At 35.0% G+C, this 19,898-nt stretch carries 21 protein-coding genes; 10 read left to right on the top strand and 11 right to left on the bottom strand.

All coding sequences use genetic code 11. From position 1 onward, the window contains the following. Positions 1-84: 84 nt before the first annotated feature. The 3 genes from ACU1LP_RS15565 to ACU1LP_RS15555 are packed head-to-tail and all read left to right on the top strand — an operon-like array spanning position 85 to position 1,714. Positions 85-798, top strand: a complete 714-nt coding sequence (locus ACU1LP_RS15565) for a DUF6090 family protein (RefSeq protein ID WP_445734007.1) — start codon at positions 85-87, stop codon at positions 796-798. After that, on the top strand, positions 795-1,553 hold the full coding sequence (locus tag ACU1LP_RS15560; protein ID WP_445732218.1) for a DUF6090 family protein: 759 nt from the start codon (positions 795-797) through the stop codon (positions 1,551-1,553). The genes ACU1LP_RS15565 and ACU1LP_RS15560 overlap by 4 nt, the downstream gene beginning before the upstream one ends. Before the next feature lie 2 nt (positions 1,554-1,555). Further along, a complete protein-coding gene (locus tag ACU1LP_RS15555) occupies positions 1,556-1,714 on the top strand; it encodes a hypothetical protein (protein ID WP_445734008.1) in 159 nt (52 codons plus the stop codon). Between the two features lie 589 nt (positions 1,715-2,303). On the opposite strand, the gene ACU1LP_RS15550 is transcribed toward ACU1LP_RS15555, so the two are convergent. From ACU1LP_RS15550 to ACU1LP_RS15540, 3 genes are all read right to left on the bottom strand, one after another. Then, on the bottom strand, positions 2,304-2,858 hold the full coding sequence (locus ACU1LP_RS15550; RefSeq protein WP_445734009.1) for a hypothetical protein: 555 nt from the start codon (positions 2,856-2,858) through the stop codon (positions 2,304-2,306). Positions 2,859-2,894: 36 nt separating this feature from the next. Continuing rightward, a complete protein-coding gene (locus ACU1LP_RS15545; protein WP_445736732.1) occupies positions 2,895-4,271 on the bottom strand; it encodes a M20/M25/M40 family metallo-hydrolase in 1,377 nt (458 codons plus the stop codon). A 66-nt stretch (positions 4,272-4,337) separates the two neighbouring features. Continuing rightward, on the bottom strand, positions 4,338-5,204 hold the full coding sequence (locus ACU1LP_RS15540; protein ID WP_445736731.1) for a PPK2 family polyphosphate kinase: 867 nt from the start codon (positions 5,202-5,204) through the stop codon (positions 4,338-4,340). Between the two features lie 180 nt (positions 5,205-5,384). On the opposite strand from ACU1LP_RS15540, the gene ACU1LP_RS15535 reads away from it, so the two are divergent. Further along, positions 5,385-6,155, top strand: a complete 771-nt coding sequence (locus ACU1LP_RS15535; RefSeq protein WP_445736730.1) for a hypothetical protein — start codon at positions 5,385-5,387, stop codon at positions 6,153-6,155. Positions 6,156-6,181: 26 nt separating this feature from the next. Here ACU1LP_RS15535 and ACU1LP_RS15530 read toward each other — a convergent pair whose 3' ends face one another. The 4 genes from ACU1LP_RS15530 to ACU1LP_RS15515 form a co-directional block, all read right to left on the bottom strand. Further along, positions 6,182-6,385, bottom strand: a complete 204-nt coding sequence (locus tag ACU1LP_RS15530; RefSeq protein ID WP_445736729.1) for a hypothetical protein — start codon at positions 6,383-6,385, stop codon at positions 6,182-6,184. Between the two features lie 68 nt (positions 6,386-6,453). Then, complete coding sequence (locus ACU1LP_RS15525) at positions 6,454-7,743, bottom strand: tetratricopeptide repeat protein (protein ID WP_445736728.1); 1,290 nt, start codon at positions 7,741-7,743, stop codon at positions 6,454-6,456. Positions 7,744-7,831: 88 nt separating this feature from the next. Beyond that, on the bottom strand, positions 7,832-8,401 hold the full coding sequence (locus ACU1LP_RS15520; protein ID WP_445736727.1) for a DUF4331 family protein: 570 nt from the start codon (positions 8,399-8,401) through the stop codon (positions 7,832-7,834). Between the two features lie 26 nt (positions 8,402-8,427). Then, on the bottom strand, positions 8,428-9,084 hold the full coding sequence (locus ACU1LP_RS15515; protein WP_445733482.1) for a DUF4331 family protein: 657 nt from the start codon (positions 9,082-9,084) through the stop codon (positions 8,428-8,430). Positions 9,085-9,229: 145 nt separating this feature from the next. Here ACU1LP_RS15515 and ACU1LP_RS15510 point away from each other — a divergent pair, with 145 nt between their 5' ends. Beyond that, positions 9,230-10,402, top strand: coding sequence for an LETM1-related biofilm-associated protein (locus ACU1LP_RS15510; RefSeq protein WP_445733481.1), 1,173 nt, complete (start codon positions 9,230-9,232; stop codon positions 10,400-10,402). 104 nt (positions 10,403-10,506) lie between these two features. Here ACU1LP_RS15510 and ACU1LP_RS15505 read toward each other — a convergent pair whose 3' ends face one another. After that, positions 10,507-11,463, bottom strand: coding sequence for a Fic family protein (locus ACU1LP_RS15505; RefSeq protein ID WP_445733480.1), 957 nt, complete (start codon positions 11,461-11,463; stop codon positions 10,507-10,509). Between the two features lie 133 nt (positions 11,464-11,596). On the opposite strand from ACU1LP_RS15505, the gene lpxD reads away from it, so the two are divergent. The 3 genes from lpxD to ACU1LP_RS15490 all read left to right on the top strand — a co-directional run bounded on the left by lpxD (position 11,597) and on the right by ACU1LP_RS15490 (position 15,973). Beyond that, a complete protein-coding gene (gene lpxD / locus ACU1LP_RS15500) occupies positions 11,597-12,595 on the top strand; it encodes a UDP-3-O-(3-hydroxymyristoyl)glucosamine N-acyltransferase (RefSeq protein ID WP_445733479.1) in 999 nt (332 codons plus the stop codon). A gap of 286 nt (positions 12,596-12,881) precedes the next feature. Then, positions 12,882-14,405 carry a GNAT family N-acetyltransferase gene (locus tag ACU1LP_RS15495; RefSeq protein WP_445733478.1) on the top strand — a complete coding sequence of 508 codons (1,524 nt, stop codon included), beginning with the start codon at positions 12,882-12,884 and terminating at the stop codon, positions 14,403-14,405. 329 nt (positions 14,406-14,734) lie between these two features. Beyond that, positions 14,735-15,973, top strand: a complete 1,239-nt coding sequence (locus ACU1LP_RS15490) for a DEAD/DEAH box helicase (RefSeq protein WP_445733477.1) — start codon at positions 14,735-14,737, stop codon at positions 15,971-15,973. A 26-nt stretch (positions 15,974-15,999) separates the two neighbouring features. On the opposite strand, the gene ACU1LP_RS15485 is transcribed toward ACU1LP_RS15490, so the two are convergent. Both ACU1LP_RS15485 and ACU1LP_RS15480 read right to left on the bottom strand, forming a co-directional pair. After that, a complete protein-coding gene (locus tag ACU1LP_RS15485) occupies positions 16,000-16,428 on the bottom strand; it encodes a hypothetical protein (protein WP_445733476.1) in 429 nt (142 codons plus the stop codon). After that, positions 16,409-16,996 carry an RNA polymerase sigma factor gene (locus ACU1LP_RS15480; RefSeq protein ID WP_445733475.1) on the bottom strand — a complete coding sequence of 196 codons (588 nt, stop codon included), beginning with the start codon at positions 16,994-16,996 and terminating at the stop codon, positions 16,409-16,411. The genes ACU1LP_RS15485 and ACU1LP_RS15480 overlap by 20 nt, the downstream gene beginning before the upstream one ends. Before the next feature lie 140 nt (positions 16,997-17,136). Here ACU1LP_RS15480 and ACU1LP_RS15475 point away from each other — a divergent pair, with 140 nt between their 5' ends. Continuing rightward, entirely contained in the window at positions 17,137-17,481 is a 345-nt protein-coding gene (locus ACU1LP_RS15475) for a DUF6249 domain-containing protein (RefSeq protein ID WP_445733474.1), read from the top strand. 54 nt (positions 17,482-17,535) lie between these two features. On the opposite strand, the gene ACU1LP_RS15470 is transcribed toward ACU1LP_RS15475, so the two are convergent. Next, positions 17,536-18,201 (bottom strand): M15 family metallopeptidase, encoded by a 666-nt coding sequence (locus ACU1LP_RS15470; protein ID WP_445733473.1) that lies wholly within the window; start codon positions 18,199-18,201, stop codon positions 17,536-17,538. A gap of 113 nt (positions 18,202-18,314) precedes the next feature. On the opposite strand from ACU1LP_RS15470, the gene ACU1LP_RS15465 reads away from it, so the two are divergent. After that, positions 18,315-18,674, top strand: a complete 360-nt coding sequence (locus tag ACU1LP_RS15465; RefSeq protein WP_445733472.1) for a DoxX family protein — start codon at positions 18,315-18,317, stop codon at positions 18,672-18,674. Positions 18,675-19,898 lie beyond the last annotated feature (1,224 nt).

The raw sequence follows: 19,898 nt of genomic DNA, 5'->3' as shown, positions 1-19,898 counted from the left end.
ACCTAAAGGCACAGAAACGATGCATAATCATAATTGGCTACCAAAATAGAAGTCCCTAAAGGGACAAAGCAAAAATTAAAAACAATGATAAAACTCTTTCGAAACATCCGTAAAAACCTACTCGCAGAAGGCAAAACTTCAAAGTATTTAAAATACGCCATTGGAGAAATTGTATTGGTGGTGATTGGCATTTTGATTGCTTTGCAGATCAATAATTGGAACGAAGTTAGAAAAGCCAATATATTCGAACATGAAATATTAAATTTAATAGACCAAAATCTAAAAATTGATTCTGCTTCAATATCCATTGAATTATATAAAGCCAAACAGGCCAATGAGTTAACTTACAGGTTACTGGAAAAAGTATCACAGAAAGACTATAATGATAGTTTAAACTTTTGGATGGGCAAAATTATTTCCTTTGAACGCTTTAAATCGCAATCGAGCGCTTTTGAAGTATTAAAGGCTAAAGGCATTGAAAACATTTCAAATAAAAAACTGCAATTGGAATTAATATCCTATTACGACGAGAACCTCTTCAAATTATATGAAAGCCTAAATGATGTTCTCAACTCATTCAACACAGATTGGCTTCCTGTCATCAAAACAGATTTTTCAGATTTTAAATGGACAGAATATTGTATCCCGATAAACCCACAAACTTTCTTTGAAAAACCATCATCCATTATACTTTTTAAACTATATAAAGACAATAGAGCTGGCCAAGTGAGGAAAATGGAAAGTGCTTTAGCCAAAATATCTGAAATAAGAACTTTAATAAAAAAGGGTCTAAAATGATAAAACTCTTCAAAAATATCCGTAAAAAACTGGTTGCAGAAGGTAAAACCACTAACTATCTTAAATACGCCATTGGTGAAATTGTATTGGTGGTGATTGGCATTTTGATTGCTTTGCAGATCAATAATTGGAACCAAGACCATATAGTACATAAAGAAACCAAGACCTTGTTGAGGAATCTTAAGTTAGATGTTGAAGCGGACATCAAAAATTTGGAAGACCAACAAAACTCCTTAAGGTATCGAAAAGAATGGGCAGATTTTATTCTTAAATCACTTGATGACCTAAAGGCAACCGATTCTACAAAGTTTATAACGGCCATAACACGGGTGAGTTGGATTATGGATTATTCCCAAACGTTTCCAACCTATAATGAAATCGTTAGTTCGGGCAAACTATCGTACATTAAATCAGAAAATCTTAAAAAAGAATTGGCCAACTATCAAACTGAAGTTGAAGATTATCGGCAAATTGTATCATCCTATAATCTTGGTTTAAAAGAAACCGAAAGGCGAGCCATAGGCCATCTTAATGGAATGCCTATAGGTTCTAATTTAATGGATCCTAGTCCCACCTCATTGTATCCGGGAATAAGTTTCAATCTGAATAAGATTGCAGAAGATACAGAATTCTATAAAAGTGTAAAGCATATCTCCTTTTACACCTCTGTGAACATTGATTTCATAAGTAGTCTGCTCATTACAAAGGCAGAAGGACTAAAAAATTTGATAGCCGATGAACTTAAAAGCTATTGATCATGGCAAAACTTTTTAATGACATCCGTAAATCACTGCTTAACCAAGGCAAAACCACCAACTATTTAAAATATGCCATTGGCGAAATTGTATTTATATGCGAATCAAGAGTTAAAATATTGCAACTATTTAGCCGAGAGAAAATTGGATTATGCGCTTGACTTAGGGGCGTTTGCCCTGTAGTCTTATTAGCAAAATGAGCCATGATGACGGATTAGGGGCTTTATCCCTGACATCTTTTATAAAACAATTGTGTACGTGTTTGCCATGTTTATTAAATTTCAGGGCTATATATTTTCTGTTCATTATCGTGTTATTTTACGAAGATAACAGGGCTACGCCCCTTTTTATTTAATTAACGTTTGTATCTACGACAATTTTAGGGCTAGCGCCCCCTATATTGTCGTATAAATCGTAATGGGTTTTACTTTTCAACACTTGATTCGCATTTTATAGTAAACTTGATTATTTGAAATAATAAAAACCCACCCCTAAACCCCTCCAGGGAGGGGAACACCTCTGGATTAAGATCAAAATTTTTGGAAATATTGAGAAAGACCTTCTTAGCAAACTCAAACCATTGGGTACTTTCAAATATGCTTCCGGAAAATTTTGCTTGCAGTGAACATGACCAATAACTTAAATTTAAAACCCCACACGAATCGTTCCAAGGAGGGGAACACCTCTCGAATATGTTTAAAATTTTTGGAAATATTACTGTAAAAAGTAAAAAAAAAAGCACTTTACATTTTATTCCCCAACTTTCCCACTGAACACATTCACTTTAGAGTTAAAAGGATTCCCTGAAGCACGTCGTAACAAAACCACTTGTCCGCAATGCCAAAGTGCATCGGAGATGGGACCGTTTATTATATTCCAAAAAGGAACTTCGGTATTTTCTAGATGAAAAGGAATTTCAGTATTTCTTAAAACATCTGACACCTCTTTAAAATTCATCAATGTTCGTTTTCGCTTATCTTCAAAAGAAAGTTTTAACCTATTCGTATCTTTAATGTTGCTTAAAACACTATTTCGAATAAACTTAGACAACCCATAAATATGCTCAATGGTTTCCGAAGTTGCGCGCCCAAATTCACTGGGTTTATAATTCAAATCTTCATCACGCAAACCCTCCGTTGCCCAATAATATCTAAAGCCCAATCCATCTATCATTCTAGCAACTACCGAATTTGCTGTATATGCCCCAGGGTAATCAGGAATTTCATAATAAGGTAATTTATTTTCTGTTTGTGCCATTGCCATTATGGAATTTATAAAAATAAACCCAAGGATTAATTTTTTCATTTAAACAATTTTTAATTGTTCATTCTTAATTGTTCATTATTTAAACCCATATTTATCAAACAAATACACTAACGAAGCCATGGTTGCGGCTCCCAATTCCAACTCCCGTTTATTTATGGCATCAAAAGTATCGTTACTGGCATGGTGGTAATCAAAATACCGTTGGGAATCTGGCCGTAATCCTGCCAATACAATTTTATCGGTTTTGAGAGGATCAATATCGGCCCCACTTTTACCTTTTTCAAAATAATGTATTAAATACGGCTTAAATAGTGGTTGCCAGCTTAATACTTGATTGAAATTGGCATCGTTACAATCAAAAGAAAATCCTCGTGGAGTAAAACCTCCAGAATCACTTTCCAAAGCAAACAGATGGTTTTCGTTTTTTTGTTTGGCTTCTTCGGCATATTTTTTGCCTCCTCGCAAACCATTTTCTTCATTCATAAATAAAACAACCCTGATACTGTGTTTTGGTTTGATACCTGCTTCTTTAAATAAGCGCAACACATCCATGGACTGTACCACTCCTGCGCCATCATCATGGGAACCGTCGCCCAAATCCCAAGAATCCAAATGGCCGCCCACAACCATATATTCGTTGGGAAATTGACTCCCTGTTATTTCACCAATCACATTATAAGACTGTACATCTGCCAATTGCTTGCAGTTCTGCTTAAAATATAATTTTATGTTTTTATCAAGTTGTAACATGGTGCTTAACACTTCAGCATCATTGGTGCTTATTGCAGCTGCCGGAATACGTTTTTCAATAGGTAGATTATCATAAGTCATGCTACCGGTATGGGGTAAATCATCTAACCTTAAATTCATGGAACGGACAATAACACCAATAGCGCCATATTTTGAAGCTTCTACCGCTCCGTTGTAACGCTGGTTGACAGCACCGCCATAAGCTTCATGGGTGTAAATTAAATCTGCTTGCATGGGTCGATTGTAAAAAACGATTTTGCCTGCTATGTTTTCCTGTCCTAAAGAAGCCAGCTCCTCAAAAGTCTTGACTTCAATAATATGGGCTTTAATTCCTAATGATGGCGTAGCTACAGAGCCCCCTAAGGCACAAATATTTACCGTATTTGTTTTTCCTGGCGTGGTTTCAATATAGGCATATTCTGTGGCGCCACGAACCCATTTTGGAACCATAACGGGTTGCAACCAAACTTTATCAAGCCCTAATTTTTCAAGCTCTTCCTTGGTGTAGGCCACCGCTCTTTCTGCTCCCAAAGACCCTGATAAGCGACTGCCAATTTGATTGGACAAATGGTTTAACCAATCGTAACTCTTACCGTTTGTTAAAGAGGTTTGGTATAATTTTTTTAGAATGGCTTCATCGGTTTGCGAATAGGTGCTTGCAGTAATAATAAAACAACATAAAATAGTGAAGGTTTTTAGCATCGTGTTTTTTTAAGCTTAAAAATAGTGTTTATCAAATCCTTATCATCTAAAAGAAATCATAAAACTTTATTCACTTTCCAATTGTTTTTTATACAATTCCAGATTCGCTTTAATATCATCATCAAGTTCCGGTTCTTGAATATCGTCATATTTTTTTAAGGTGTCGTACATAATTTTAGCCACTAAATACCGTGCAGAATCTTTATCATCGGCAGGAATGGTGTACCATGGCGCATGTGGTTTTGAGGTTCTGTTTATGGCATCTTCATAACAATCTTGATAGGCATCCCAAAGTATGCGTTCTTTCAAATCGTCTGGAGAGAACTTCCAGTTTTTTTCCTGTTTTTCCAAACGACGCAATAATCGGTGTTTTTGTTCTTTTTTTGAAAGGTTTAAAAAGAATTTGAAAATGATGGTGCCATTTTGGGCTATGTGCTTTTCAAAATTATTGATTTGTTCAAAACGGGCATTCCAAAAAGCATCATCAATATCTTCCATTGAATTCACTGTTGGAATATCTTCACCCAAAATATAACCGGGATGTACTCTTGTAACCAGCACATTTTCATAATGTGTTCTATTGAAAATACCAAATTTCCCTCGTGCCGGAAGTGCTATGTAATGCCGCCACAAATAATCATGGTTTAGCTCTAATTCCGTTGGCACTTTAAAACTGTGCACAACGACACCACGACTGTTAAACCCTTTAAAAACCTCTCGGATTAAACTGTCTTTACCAGAAGTATCCATACCTTGAAGACAGACCAAAACCGCATATTTACCGTGGGCATACATGGTGTCTTGCAGTTTTCCCAGTTTTTTTCTTAGCTTTTTTAATTCGTCGTCAGCGTCATCAATCACTAGTTTTGTTTGGCTGTCTTTTAGTGTTATTTTTGAAGTTACTTTGAAATCTTCAGGTAAAAACTTTTTCATAAATATGTCGTATTAAGAATAATTTTATAAATATACTAAAAGAACTCATATTGACTTTTTCTATTTCCTAAAAAACAAAAAGTCAAGATGAGTTCAAAGAATAAATGCTTTAAGTAGCTTATCCATTTGGAAAAATTTATTATTTTCGCCGCACCTACTTATTAACCTAACCAAATTGCCATGAAAAAAATTTACCTGTTTTTCCTTGTTTCTATTGTCTTTTCAGAGTCTCAGGGACAAAATTCTGCGTGTACCGATGCCGATTCCTATCTTATTTACGCCTATTCAAACGTTAAAGATGCTTATGAATCCAATAACATCCAACATTTAAAATATTATGCAGACAAGTCTTTAAAATCTTTTAGAGATGCCAAAACCAATTTAAAAAAATGTGGTTGCGATACCGCATTTGAACTGGCTTTCAATGCTATGGAACTTATTGAAAAGGTTGAAAAAGCCGCCACTTATGAAGATGGGCGTTACTTTGTGAAAAAAGCTAAGGAAATAACCCAAAATTCGATTACAGAATTAAATAAATGTACCGTTCCTACAAACAGTGCCCCAGAAAAAATGGCGACAACCACCGGAAAAGCCAGTGATGATTTAATCGCCCTGCAACAGGAAAAGGAAAAACTTGAGCAGCAAAGGTTGGCACTAAAACTTAAAGAGGAGGATTTAATGAAAAAAATGGATGCTAAAAAAACAAAGGATCTCCAATTACAAAAAGAAACACTTATTGCAGACCATAAAGCCATTCTAAACTTAAATATTAGCACCTTTAATAAGGTTTTGAAAACATACGGAAGCACTTCTGAATTGCCTATGTACGATAAAAGTGATACGGCATTACTTTCTGAAAACGTAGAGGCCATCAGAGCTTACTATTTAAATATTACAAAAGATATAAACACCGCTTACTTAGAAAAACTGAATCTTTGTAAGGTAAACTGAAAACAATGATGATATGCTGCAAGATTTTAAAAACTTGTAGGTCTATCGGTATATTTATAAGTTGCCACACATTTGAAGAAAACCAATGGCGCCATACCAGAGCATTCAAAAATAATCAGCAAAGTTGCTCGCGGAATTTTCAAAGCTTGCATATTTGCTAAATCCGATTTTCCTTCGGAAAATCCTCGCACACAAACCCGCAACTTTCCATATACATAAATGTTGGGCATGCCAAAAACGTTTCAAATTGGTTTAAATCAATCTTTCTTTTTCACATGTTAGTACTTTTAATGGGTGCTTATATTTCTTTTATCTTTTGTTCCATCAATGGACCTAGTTCAAAAGTACTTTCCATTAATTTTTTTTTCAGATGTTCTGCCTCATCCATTTTACCACTCGCTTTATAAACTTCGGCCAAATGATATAAAGCATGCGGTTCGAAGGTTTTACCAGATACATGGTTTTCCATAATTTGCAACGCTTCCTTGGTGTTCCCTGTTTTGAAATAACTCCACGCCAATAAATCGTAAGACTGTGGTGTTGGTCTGTTTGCCACTTCTATTTCTGAAATTTTCAATGCTGTATCTAATTTTTCAGAACTATCGGCAAACAACAACACATTGTATTTGTTGTACATATCTCCATACAGTTCATTTTCAACAGCTATTTTATACTGGTTGATCTGTTGTTTTTGCAAAACCAAATCGCCTTTAAATTTGGCTATTTCAGCTTTCAATAAATAATAATCGGGCGAATTATGGGTTTTTGTAACGGTGTTTAATATGCGCAGTGCTTCATCTGCATTCTTTTCATAGGAATATACAATCCAAGCGATTCCCTTTTTTGCATAAGCGTCATTGGGGTTTAATTCCAAAGCTTTTAAAAAGTGATCATAAGATGCTCCAATATCTCCGTGATGCCCATAAAAATCGGCTAAATTGGTATAAACCCAAATTTTGGCTCCTGGCATATTGGCAAACTCTGCATTGTCTTTGGCTTTTTCCAAATAGCGTATGGCAGCATCCAAATTACCACGGTGGTCACTCCATTTTGCTACCCGTATTAAGTAATCAAAATCCCTGTCGTCACTAAATTTATCTAAATAGCTTTTGGCCAACTTATAATTGCCCAATTCTAAATGCACATCAAAAAGCATTTTCTGGGTGCCTTCCAAATTATCGCCCATTGCTTCTGCTTTGGTCAATAATTCTAAAGATTCTTTAAATTTATGTTGTGAAATATAAATGGCAGCGAGACCTTTTAAATAAGAACTTTTAGTGTTTAAAGTGATTTCATTCAACTCTAAATACGCCTTTTCAGCGTTTTTTAAATACTCAATATTTCCAGTAACGGTAAATAACGTATTATAGGAAGATGCCAGTTTTCCTAAATATGGAAATTGACTGGGTTGATCATCAAGCTTATTTTTCCAGAATTCCATTTCGGTATATGCTTTTTCCAAAGATGTGTTTTCTGCTACATCCAAGTAAACGTTATACTGCTTGCTATCGGTTATTTTTTTTGAAGATGTTGTACAACTCACTATTGATATGAGTGCGAAAAACATCATGATATGTGGTAAGTTCATTGTTTTTGTTTTTTTGTTACTATTTTTTTGTTTGAATAAACCCAGAAACAAGCCTTTTAAAATGCTTATTTCTGGGAAGATCGGCATTTTACCAAGGAGAAGCCACATAAGGAAATGAGGTCAAAAAAGGCTTGTCGTTTGCATCTACGTTATCGTTTGATAAGGTTGGGTTTTCAGACATGGTCAATCCGGTTTCACCACCAAAAATCAGTATCAGTTCAACAGTAATTACATCATCTGCTAAATTTCTACCTGTTAAAACATTGGTGCCATCATAGAATGTAGTAGGCTTATCCAATGAGACAGTTAAAACATCGGTAGCTAAAACACCTGTAAAGGCAGCAGCATCAAAACCTAGAGCGTTTTTATCGTCAGGGTTTGTGTATGCAGGACTTAAAGCTTTTAAATTAGCTTCAAACATGCTTTGAAATGCAGCACCTTGTGCCGAAGGTACCGTTACATTGAACATATCTTTACTGGCAGCCGATACAAAAACGGTGTTCACCGCTGGTCTACCCATTTGGTCTTCTTGTGAATAAGTTCCGGAAAAATCTGGACCGTTATTCATATTATCGTCGTCGTTATTAGAACAGTTGAATGCCATTAATGAAACTGCTATTGCAACTGTTATAACTTTTATTTTGTGTATATTTTTCATGATTATATTTTTAAAAAGGTTCATTATTATTTTCTTTTAGATTCTACCCAAGTGTTAATAGTGGTTCCAGTACCCTTGATCATCGATTTAGGTACTTCCACCACAATGGATAACACATTGGTTCCTGCAAAAGTATCGGCTCCCGGATTTTTAAAACCATCCGTTGCTGTTCCTGCTATTATGGCTGAGTACTGGGCAAAATCGAAGAAAAATGGATCGTCCCTTGGTCCGGCAAAAAAGCTCATGCTAGCGTTTGTACCTATAATGGCATTAGTGCCATACGGGGTAATATCTACTACCCCACCAACTGTTGCCATGGTTTGAATAGTACTTTTAATGCCTGTTTGTGATGGTAAAATGGGCCCGAAGAAGTACATTTTACCATTTTTAGGGATGGCTTGAATAACCAGATCCTCCACATTATCGCCCGTGTTGTCGATGTTGATTTCAATCAAAACATCCTCGGCAAACTTTGCACTGCCAGTTGCAGACGGACTTAATAAGCCTTGAACATTTGCCACAAACACCATATTATCGGTATTTTGCCCTCTAAAGGCATAAAAATCGGTAATATCGCTACTACCACCTTTTACTGCAGGAGCATCAATATGATCTGCCGCAATTACGAAGAAACTAGCTATCGCTATAACTCCAATTCCTAAAACTATTTTTAAATTTTTCATGTTTTTTGAGATTTTATTATTAGTTATTTGACTCTCACACATACCTACGGAAAAACTTAAAGAGCGGTTTTGTTAAAGTTTTGTTAAAGGAAATATTTGCGGATTATACTGCGAATGCATTACTTTTGCAAAAAAGAATAATGCTATGAACCCATCAGCAAATGGCTGGATAAAAAAGTTGCTTAAGGAATTGAGCAAAAAGGACACGGTGTTCAATTTAACCGAAGATACCTTTTACGAGTCATTAAGAGCTTGTGGTTTTATTTATGGCAGTAATTTTGAAGTAGTTTGCCATGTTATACTGAACAAAGACCTTACGGAAGAAGAACTTTGCAAGACCAATTTATGTATTGCGCTTCTATATGCGCACAATAACTCAAATTCTGAAATCCCTTTTATAGAAAGTGCCATCAATTTTTATACTGAAATAAATGAACTTAAAACATCGTTTTTCTTAGGATTTCTGGGAGAAAAAAAATCAAATGGGCAACTTGAGAAAATAATCCACAAACGGATTCAGATTGATGATAACTTCATTACCAAAAATTTCAAGTATTTTGTGGTAAATGCATTGTTATATACCGATATATTGGCGTATCAAGTGTATTTAAAAAATCAATCCATTTCTATTGATTACATAAAGAATTTGGAAGCTTCCATTGAAACCATAGGTTTAAACGCCTTAAATTCCAAAGAAACAAAAAATCAATATGATGAAAGTTTGATTAAATTGTTCGAATCATCCATAAGATACCGTTCCAGTAAACCAATAACCTACCAAAAGGCCATAAAAAATATTAAAACCGAACTAGAGAAATTGTATATGTTGGATTTGGCGTGTATGGCAACCTGGACCGATAAAACCATTGACAAAAAAGAACAGCGGTTTTTAATTCAATTGGGCAGCGATTTGAATATTGAAAGAAACATAATAAATCTGGCCATTAATACCGTAGATGAATTTTTTAATGCCCATAAAGAACATATTGCGCTTTTAAGTTCCAATAATATGGTGCAGAGTTTTTACAATAACTCGAGCAAAATGGTAAAAAAACTAATTACCAGAAACAGCAAACGCCTGTACCAAGAGTTGAAAGACAGTAAAGAGCTTATGGTGTTGCTTACACAATCCACCAAAAGGGATTTAACTATTGAAGAACAAAAAAAAGTGCATGAACAGTTATTCGATATTTTTAAATCCATTCCAAGCCTTGCCATATTCATGTTGCCCGGTGGCGCCCTATTATTACCGTTGGTAGTTAAGTTTATTCCCAAATTACTGCCTTCAGCATTTGATGAAAACAGAATTGAGGAATAGACTACCTCGGTACAAAGCCCACGAGATAGTCAAATTCCAAATTCCATAAAAAAAAAAAAACAAAGCAGAGACTCGGGCAATTGAGCCCGAAGAAAAGATTAAAACTAGTTCCTTTCCCGCTTTCTGTTTTTTATATAATCTTGAATAGATTGCTTGGTAGTGTACCAATTTCTACCTTCCTTATGTGCATCAATTTTTCCTTGTCGAGCGAGTAAACTGATGTATTCTTGACCGTAATGAACATCGGGCTCTTCAACGATGTCGGATATGATTTTAAAATCATAATCGCTATCTGGTAAAGAGCTTAGATAAATATTCAAGGTTCTTTCAATAGCTTGACACATGAGCAACATTAACTTATTGTAGCTTCCTTTATTGGCTTGGTTTAAAGCTTCATAATATTTTTTTCTATCATTTTTTAATATAATGGCAGGCGGAAAACCATGCTTCATCAAAATGAGATTCATGGCAAGTCGCACCGTTCTGCCGTTGCCATCAAAAAAGGGATGTATCCAAACCATTTTATGATGAAATACAGCGGCCAATTCTATTATGTTTAATTTCAACGGATTGGCATTGACAAAATTGACCAACTCATCGAACAGTTCAGAAACTTTATTGGCATTGGGCGGAATAAAATTAGCCCCAGAAATCCGAACGCCCCCATTTCGTAACCTACCTGCAAAATCATCTTCAATAGATCTTAAAAAATATCCATGGAGCGATAACACATCATGACTTGTTAGCACATAATCATCTTTAATTAATGAATACAGATGGCGTATGGCAGTTTCATGGTTTTTTGCCTCAAAATGTTCGCGCAGCGATTTTCCTTTTATGGTAATGCCCTCTTGCAAAACCATTTGGGTTTCTCTTAAACTTAAGGTATTGCCCTCAATACTATTGGAATTGTAAGTCCATTCAATGGTTAATGCTTCTTTAATTTTTTGCAATGCAATATTAGGTAAAGGTCTGGCTTGTTTTAAAACCTCTACTTTATCAAACAAGCGTTCAAATGTTGTGCTTAATTCTTGCCTATATGTTGTATCTATCTCCCACACCCCACAAAGATACTAAATATCGGTTAATATAAAAAATATATTTATCCGATATTAAATTAATTTTAAAGATATTTATATATTTTTTCATAAATTTACAGATACTTCATACTAACCAATAATCCCAACTAATATTTTGAAAAAATCGTATTCTATTGAAGACATTAACGCTGTTTTAAATGGCGAGTTAATTGGAACTACTTCCCAGCTCATTGAAGGCCCAGAAGAATTACAAAAAACCAAAACCCATCATATTACTTTTATAGGAAGCACGAAATATGTAAAATATTGGGCAGAATCCAAAGCTTGTGCTGCCATTATAAACGATAATTTGAATGTTGAACCCGGTGAAAATCGTGCCTTGATAAAAGTTAAAAATGCCGATTTAGCAATGGCTAAAATATTGGAATTGTTCAATCCGCCAGCACCCGAATTCACTATCGATATTCACCCAACCGCTGTTATTCATGATACCGCAAAAATTGGTAAGGGTTGTAAAATTGGCGCAAATTGTTATGTGGGTAAAGATGTGGAATTGGGCAATGGTGTTATTTTGTACCCCAATGTGTGTGTGTTTGATGAAACCATTATTGGCGAAAATACCATAGTCTGGTCTGGAACCGTGATACGCGAACGCTGTATTATTGGTAGCCATTGTATTTTCCATACCAATGTAAGCATTGGTGCCGATGGTTTTGGATACAGACCCAGCGATGATGGCCGCGGACTGGTAAAAATACCTCAAATTGGCAATGTAATTATAGGTCATTATGTGGAAATTGGTGCCAACTCCTGCGTAGATCGTGCTAAATTTAGCTCAACCATAATTGGTGATGGTTGTAAAATTGACAATTTGGTTCAAATAGCGCACAACAGTATTATGGGACGCTCTTGCATTATGGCCGGACATAGCGGGCTAGCGGGTTCGGTAACTCTTGGCGATGGCGTTATTATTGGGGGAAGCGCCTCCATAAAAGACCACACCACCATTCATTCTGGGGCTACCGTTGGTGCAGGCTCTGGGGTTGTGGGCGATGTGGAAGCGGGAAAAACCGTTCTAGGATATCCAGCACAAGATGCCCGCGACATGCTCAAACAATGGGTCGCCGTGCGTCGGTTTATGAAAACTCAGTAATACTTTTTTTGAGACCTAGAAATAGAGTAATTTTACGCCTTGCTATTGCGTTAGGGATTACTCATTTATTTCAATTTTGAGAAATAGGAAATCGTGAATGCTTCGCATTTGAAGTGGAAATCCTTTTTAAAATTTAAGACATGCCGTTTGTGATTACCGAAATTTGTCTGCTTGCCATATACTTCCTTCAAGTAATAAAATTTTAAAAAGATTGAAACGTATAGCCCGACCCGGTTCCTGAACTTGTTTCAGGATAAAGGTAACGCCCAAATAATTAAAAAATAAAATGATAAAGAACATTGAAAATATAGAGTTACAGTTTTTAACAATTGAAGACTACGAAGCGTTAAAAGAAGTAATGATTGAAGCCTATGCCACTATGCCGGGATCTTACTGGAGAGAAAAACAGATAAAAACCTTGGTTGAAAAGTTTCCGGAAGGACAGGTTATTATAAAAGTGAACGGACAACTTGCTGGCTGTGCATTATCTATAATTTTAGATTATGGTAAATTTGATGACCACCATACCTACGAAGAAATAACCGGAAATTTTACATTTGAGACCCATAGTAATAACGGCGATGTACTTTATGGCATTGATATTTTTATAAAATCTGAATACAGGGGGTTGCGCCTTGGCAGACGTTTGTACGATTACCGAAAAGAACTCGCCGAAAAATTAAACTTAAGAGGTATTGCTTTTGGTGGTAGAATTCCAAATTACCACAAGTATGCAGCACAAATGAGCCCAAAGGAATATATTGACAGCGTTAGAAGGAAAGAAATCCATGACCCGGTTTTGAATTTTCAAATATCCAATGACTTTCATCCGTCCAAAATTTTAAAAGGCTATTTGGAAGGCGATAAAGCATCGAATGAATTTGCCGTTTTGCTGGAATGGGACAATATTTATTATGAAAAAAAGACCTCGAAAGCAAACACACAGAAAAAAGTTGTGAGACTTGGTTTGATACAATGGCAAATGCGCTTGTACGATACCATGGAAGATTTAATGCAGCAAGCCGAATATTTTATTGATGCGGTTTCGGCGTATCGATCGGATTTTGCGCTGTTCCCAGAATTTTTCAATGCGCCTTTAATGGCAGACCATAATCACATGCCCGAAAGTCAGGCTATTAGGGAGTTGGCGGCATTTACGCCCATAATTGTAAAAAAGTTTTCTGAACTTGCCATTTCATATAATATTAATGTGATAACCGGTAGTATGCCCGAATTAAGGGGCGATTTATTATATAATGTGGGCTATTTGTGCCGACGTGATGGCACCACGGAACGTTATGAAAAACTTCATGTTACTCCCGATGAAGAAAAAGTTTGGGGCATGCAAGGTGGCAACGAATTAAAAACTTACGATACCGACTGTGGTAAAATTGGTATCCTTATTTGTTACGATTGTGAATTCCCGGAATTGAGCAGGATTTTGGCAGATGAAGGCATGGACATTCTATTCATTCCGTTTTTAACCGATACGCAAAATGGCTATTCCAGAGTGCGCCATTGTGCCCAGGCACGCGCCATTGAAAACGAATGTTACGTTGCCATTGCCGGTAGTGTTGGTAATTTACCAAAAGTGCATAATATGGATATTCAGTTTGCACAATCCATGGTATTTACACCTTGCGATTTTGCTTTTCCAGCGAATGGTATAAAAGCGGAAGCCACCACCAATACCGAAATGATTTTAATTGCCGATGTGGATATTGATATGCTTCGCGAGTTGAACCAGTTCGGGAGCGTTAGAAACCTGAGGGACAGACGGAAAGATTTGTTTGAGTTGCGGAAGAAATAGCTGCTTCCAAAACAATTCAAACTTTGTGAATCCAATTTTTAAAAGGAACGTGTTTTAATCAATTTGAACTTAGAGACAATTATAAAGGAGAAACACCTTTTAAACTTCAATGCATTTTTAATAGGTGTTATCCGATAAAAAATTTTACAGACTGTTATTGATTCTATTTTAGTGTGCTTCGTTCAATTATCAGGCTTTCTGCCTAGTTTTAATTAGTTTATCCGTTAGTTACGCACAAGTCTTGATTCTTTATTCCAACAGCGAAGCGGTCTTGATTCTTTACAGAACAACTATGATATTTAATCTATCTTTGCAGCAAAACAGTTTAAATGTCATTTAAAGATTTACAACTTAACCGACCTATTTTAAGAGCAGTTGCCGAAGCGGGTTACGACAGCCCAACCTTGGTTCAGGAAAAAACCATCCCTTTTGTATTAGGCAAGAAAGATGTGATTGTTTCTGCCCAAACAGGTACTGGAAAAACGGCTGCTTTTGCATTGCCCATCTTGCAATTGCTGTTCGATAAGCAAGACGCTAACAAAAAAGGCAAAAAAATAAGAGCTTTGATTGTAAGTCCTACCCGCGAATTGGCAATTCAAATAGCTGAAAATTTCAAAAAATACAGCACCTATACCAATTTAAGAACCGCGGTTGTGTTTGGTGGTGCTTCTATAGAACCTCAAATAGATGTTTTAAAAAAAGGTGTTGATATTCTAATTGCAACCCCTGGGCGATTGCTCGATTTGCACAAACAAGATATTGTAAACCTAGATTATATTGAGACTTTGGTATTGGATGAAGCCGATTTAATGTTGGATATGGGTTTTATAGACGATGTTAAAAAAATTGAGCGCTTATGTACCAACGAGAAAAACATCTTATTGTTTTCGGCAACCATCCCTTTTAAAGTGGAACAACTGGCCAACACCATTTTAAATGCTCCTGAACGTGTTGAAGTGGCACAAAATTCCTCAACTTCCAAAAACGTCAATCAGGTATTGTATTATGTGCCTAAAAAAAACAAAATTGAATTGTGTTTGCACTTGTTAAGAAACACCATTAAAGGAAGTATTTTAATATTTAGACGCACCAAATTCGGCGTTGAAAAACTAGAGGAAACCCTTAAAAAAAATGGTTATAAAGTGGACAGCCTACACGGCGATAAAAGTCAGACTTTAAGGGAAGAAGCCTTAAATAATTTCAAATTGAACAAAGTAAATATTTTAATAGCGACCGATGTAGCGGCGCGAGGCATTGACATTAACGAGTTGGATGCTGTTGTAAATTTCGATTTACCAAATGTACCCGAAACCTATGTGCACCGTATTGGCAGAACCGCCAGAGCCGGAAAAACAGGCACCTCCTATTCATTTTGTTCTGCTGATGAAAAAACTTATGTTGCAACCATCCAACAACTCATTCAACTGCAATTGGACGTCGTTGACGATCACCCCTACCCATTGGATCCAAAAGCCAAAAAGGAAATACACCGAACTCCCGGAAAAAGCAAACATAAAAAAGGTCGTAAAAGCGAAGCTTCCAAAAAGAAAAAGAAACGCTGGTATTAAATTATAGGGAAACGGTAAAATAACCATTAAATTTTATAACGCTGATTGAAATGGTGTTTTAAAAATGGTATTTGAATACAAATCATGACGCCTAAAAGGATTAAAGCATAGCTCACTATTTTAGTCATTGCAAAACCAGATGTTTTAAAATTTGAAAGTGTATTAATGATTTTATTGTTTGAAAGCACACTAATATCGATGGTTTTTAACCCCGCAGAAGTTTCGGTCGGCGTTCCGAATAACACAAAAAAGACTAAGGATAAAAACCCAATACCTATAATTCCCCAGCCTGTTTTGGAAATTAATGGTTTGTAAACAGTTGCTTTATGAGTGCTTAAAGCCGTAACTTGAGACATAATAGCCTTTGTAAAATCAAAAGAAGGCGTTTCTAAAGGCACATTTTCAATTACTTTTTTAGCTAAACCGTCTAAATATTTATCTGTATGCTCTTTCATAATTTTCAATTATTTCTGGTTCCAATCGTTCTTTTAAAATAACAGCCAACTTTTTTCGGCTTCTAAACAACTTTACTTTTACGTTATTGGGCGTTAACTGCATTACTTTCGCTATTTCGTCTAAAGATTGCTCTTCAAAATAATATAAAGTTAACAAAAAACCATCTTCACTTGGTAATAATGCGATACAATCTTGAATGGCTTGTTGGCGTTCTTTAACTTCTAAAGCATCTAAGGCATTGTCAATTGTTTTTACTTGATGTTCGGTAAATTCATCAATGGGTACATCATTATAAAACTTTTTATTCTTTTTCAATCTATCCAAACAGGTATTATAAGCAACGCTATATAGCCATGTTGAAAATTTGGAATCGCCTTTAAATTTATCCAACGACTTATAAACCTTTATGAAGGTATCTTGCGAAACCTCTTCAGCCTCTTCCCTATTCTTAAGCATTCGCATGGTTAAGGAAAACACTAAATCTTTATAGCGGTTTACCAAAACGGAGAATGCACTGGCATCTCCATGTAAAATTAAGCTGATATAGTGTTGGTCGTTAATGGTCATTTAATACTAAGACGCTATTAAAAAGGATGTGGTTACAGAAACAGGAAAAAATATTTTTTGACATTGCTGTAACCTTAATTAGAAATTGGTCGTCATAAGCTATGAACACATTAAATGTAATCAATTAAAAACAAACTATTATGAATGAAGGAATTTTAATACCCATCAGTCTTTTTCTAGCTATCTTCGGAATTGCATACTTATATTTATCAACAAGAAACAAAGAACGTTTGGCCCTTATTGAAAAAGGTGCCGATGCCAGTATTTTTATGAGAGGGAAACAACATACGGCGCCCATTTGGAAAATACTTATTTTAAACCTTGCATTATTGCTAATGGGAATTGGATCTGGAATATTTATTGCTTCTATACTTGATAACTTAGGTATTCAAGATGATGTTGCCTACTCTGCATCTATTTTCTTAATGTCTGGTATTGGCTTATTTACTGGCTTTCATATGACGAAGAATCTAGATAAGGAATAATTATTTTACATCAATCGAAAAACGGAGAACCTGCTTTTTAAAAAGAGCAGGTTTTTATTCTATAGGAAAATCGTAATAGGTTTCAGGAAAAGGTTCCCATCGCAGTGTAAAATGCCACCATTCTTTTGGGTAATTTCTAAAACCATATTTTAGCATCATAGTTTGTAAAAGCTGCCTGTTTTGCTTTTGTTTATCTGTAATATTTTGATAATCTACCCACGAAGCTTCACCAAAAAAATCATAAGCACTTCCCATATCCAAAGGTTTACCGGTATTACCATCTATAATGGTCAAATCGACCGTACTACCTCTGCTGTGACCCGATCTTGTGGCAATGTATTCTTCAATAAAAAGGTTCTTCTTTTCAATATCTGGGTAAAAAATTTTCTTGTTAACGGTATCGTTTAAATCTTTTGCCCAACGCATAAAGTGGTTAACCGCTTGTTGGGGCCTGTACCCATCATAAACTTTTAAGCACAGATTCTTGTTTTGCAGTTCTGCATGTACTTTTTTTAAAGCCAATGCTGTTTCCTTGGTCAAGATTAATGTGTTTGAGCGATAGCCATCAATCCGCTTTCCCACAAAATTATTGGAGGTATTATATCGTAGTTCTACATCCAAGTCTGGTATAACAGTTTTTACATAAGCAAAACCATCTGGTAATTGGGCAAGTGCATTAATACAAACAAATGACATTAATACCAATAAAAAATATTTCATCTATAAATAGTCATTACCTTTAAAAGCATCTCGTAACATTGAAACATTCTTTAATTAAAAATGTTTCATGCTTGTAATTTTAACGCTAATTTAAAAAAATTAAACTTTAACCCATGTACTATCCTTGGCATTTATACACAATGGCACTATTATATGTGCTAGCAGGTATTAATCATTTTATAAAACCCAAAATATACCTACGTATTATGCCCAATTATTTGCCAAACCATAAATTACTGGTTGTTTTAAGTGGAATCATGGAAATACTTTTAGGTATTGCCTTATGTTTTCCGCAGACTAAAAACATATCCATTTTATTGATTATAGGCATGTTAACAGTATTTTTATCGGTGCATTTCTTTATGCTAACCAATAAAAAAGCATCTTCAGGCTTACCCAAATGGTTATTGGTTTTAAGAATCGCCATCCAGTTTTTACTCATGTATTGGGCGTACTCCTATTTGAAATTATAAGACATTTGAATTTGGGGGACCTTTATAGAAATGGTAGTTAATTATAAAAACAAAAAAACCGAGTTCCCTCAAACTCGGTTTTCTCTCAATTTGCTTTTTTATTACGAAGTAGATTTAGGGTCTCTATATCAACAACATAATGCAAATATTAATTAATTAATCCATTGAACTAAAAAGTATGTTATTTAGTACACTTCAAAGATATAATTATAAATGATTTACAACGTCAAAATACATATTATTTCGATGAAATACATTTAATTTTAACATTTAATGACAAAATATCCATAATTATCGACGAAATGCATAGTTTACAAACACTTTACCAATAAAAAAAGCACCCTGAAAAGGATGCTTTTTTACTAACTAACCAACCAAAATATGAGTTACATTTCTAAAGTTTAAAGTAACCACTCAATAAACCAATTATTAAAATGCAACAATATATACTAAACAATTACTGTGCCAAAACGGATCTATTTTACATATTTTTATCTGAATTAAAAAATTCCTGAAAAAGAACATTGAAAAAGAATATTACCTTAAGTACATAACAAAAAGCAAAACAAAATATTTTCCAAAGACTTAAACCCTGTTAAAAGGAATTTTGACAAGTAATCTAATCCATACTTGAATGCACTTAACGCTTTTCTACCATGGTTTTTTATAGTTGTTTTTTGGATGTTTTTCATCCAAATAGCCGCCAATTTTATAGCACCATACAAAAGCGATCATTGTAAGGAAGAAGAGTTTTTCCAATCTTTCTAAATCGGTCACATGGATATCTTATAAATTAAAGCCCCTACTTTTTAATCCTCTACATTTCTTTTTTAAACCCAAGCACTTTTTTGACACTAAACCATCCATTGGGAACATATACTTTTTAAACTTAAAGATTCTTCCTGAAGATGCAAGTCAAAGGCTCTTGAAACCCAATTAACAAGCTTTTTGTACATTTCCGTAGTTTCCATGCACTCATTTTGAATCTATTTATAATAGGATTTTGAGTGTACTATGTTTTTTTACAACATCCATATCTTTCGAATATCATCATTACAAATCATTAAAATAAAATACTTTAATAATTCCTTCCTTTTTTAAGGTGAGATACCGATAGGCGGAGGGGCCAACAGTAGTAACTATTTGTATAATATGTGATATTTTTGTATAATATGTGATATTGTTTTCATTTACTAAAAAAAAGAAGAAAAGCTTGCAAAACGT

It is taken from the genome of Mariniflexile sp., assembly GCF_052728615.1.
This window is presented reverse-complemented; position numbering and strand designations above follow the sequence as displayed.

Bases quoted from the DNA above. Each gene is read 5' to 3' on its own strand.
- ACU1LP_RS15535 (WP_445736730.1), top strand. From the start codon at position 5,385: ATGAAAAAAATTTACCTGTTTTTCCTTGTTTCTATTGTCTTTTCAGAG.
- ACU1LP_RS15540 (WP_445736731.1), bottom strand. From the start codon at position 5,204: ATGAAAAAGTTTTTACCTGAAGATTTCAAAGTAACTTCAAAAATAACA.
- ACU1LP_RS15525 (WP_445736728.1), bottom strand. From the start codon at position 7,743: ATGAACTTACCACATATCATGATGTTTTTCGCACTCATATCAATAGTG.
- ACU1LP_RS15515 (WP_445733482.1), bottom strand. From the start codon at position 9,084: ATGAAAAATTTAAAAATAGTTTTAGGAATTGGAGTTATAGCGATAGCT.
- ACU1LP_RS15470 (WP_445733473.1), bottom strand. From the start codon at position 18,201: ATGAAATATTTTTTATTGGTATTAATGTCATTTGTTTGTATTAATGCA.
- ACU1LP_RS15510 (WP_445733481.1), top strand. From the start codon at position 9,230: ATGAACCCATCAGCAAATGGCTGGATAAAAAAGTTGCTTAAGGAATTG.
- ACU1LP_RS15530 (WP_445736729.1), bottom strand. From the start codon at position 6,385: ATGCCCAACATTTATGTATATGGAAAGTTGCGGGTTTGTGTGCGAGGA.
- ACU1LP_RS15545 (WP_445736732.1), bottom strand. From the start codon at position 4,271: ATGCTAAAAACCTTCACTATTTTATGTTGTTTTATTATTACTGCAAGC.
- ACU1LP_RS15560 (WP_445732218.1), top strand. From the start codon at position 795: ATGATAAAACTCTTCAAAAATATCCGTAAAAAACTGGTTGCAGAAGGT.
- ACU1LP_RS15480 (WP_445733475.1), bottom strand. From the start codon at position 16,996: ATGACCATTAACGACCAACACTATATCAGCTTAATTTTACATGGAGAT.
- ACU1LP_RS15555 (WP_445734008.1), top strand. From the start codon at position 1,556: ATGGCAAAACTTTTTAATGACATCCGTAAATCACTGCTTAACCAAGGC.
- ACU1LP_RS15520 (WP_445736727.1), bottom strand. From the start codon at position 8,401: ATGAAAAATATACACAAAATAAAAGTTATAACAGTTGCAATAGCAGTT.
- ACU1LP_RS15550 (WP_445734009.1), bottom strand. From the start codon at position 2,858: ATGAAAAAATTAATCCTTGGGTTTATTTTTATAAATTCCATAATGGCA.
- ACU1LP_RS15565 (WP_445734007.1), top strand. From the start codon at position 85: ATGATAAAACTCTTTCGAAACATCCGTAAAAACCTACTCGCAGAAGGC.
- ACU1LP_RS15475 (WP_445733474.1), top strand. From the start codon at position 17,137: ATGAATGAAGGAATTTTAATACCCATCAGTCTTTTTCTAGCTATCTTC.
- ACU1LP_RS15485 (WP_445733476.1), bottom strand. From the start codon at position 16,428: ATGAAAGAGCATACAGATAAATATTTAGACGGTTTAGCTAAAAAAGTA.
- ACU1LP_RS15490 (WP_445733477.1), top strand. From the start codon at position 14,735: ATGTCATTTAAAGATTTACAACTTAACCGACCTATTTTAAGAGCAGTT.
- ACU1LP_RS15465 (WP_445733472.1), top strand. From the start codon at position 18,315: ATGTACTATCCTTGGCATTTATACACAATGGCACTATTATATGTGCTA.
- ACU1LP_RS15495 (WP_445733478.1), top strand. From the start codon at position 12,882: ATGATAAAGAACATTGAAAATATAGAGTTACAGTTTTTAACAATTGAA.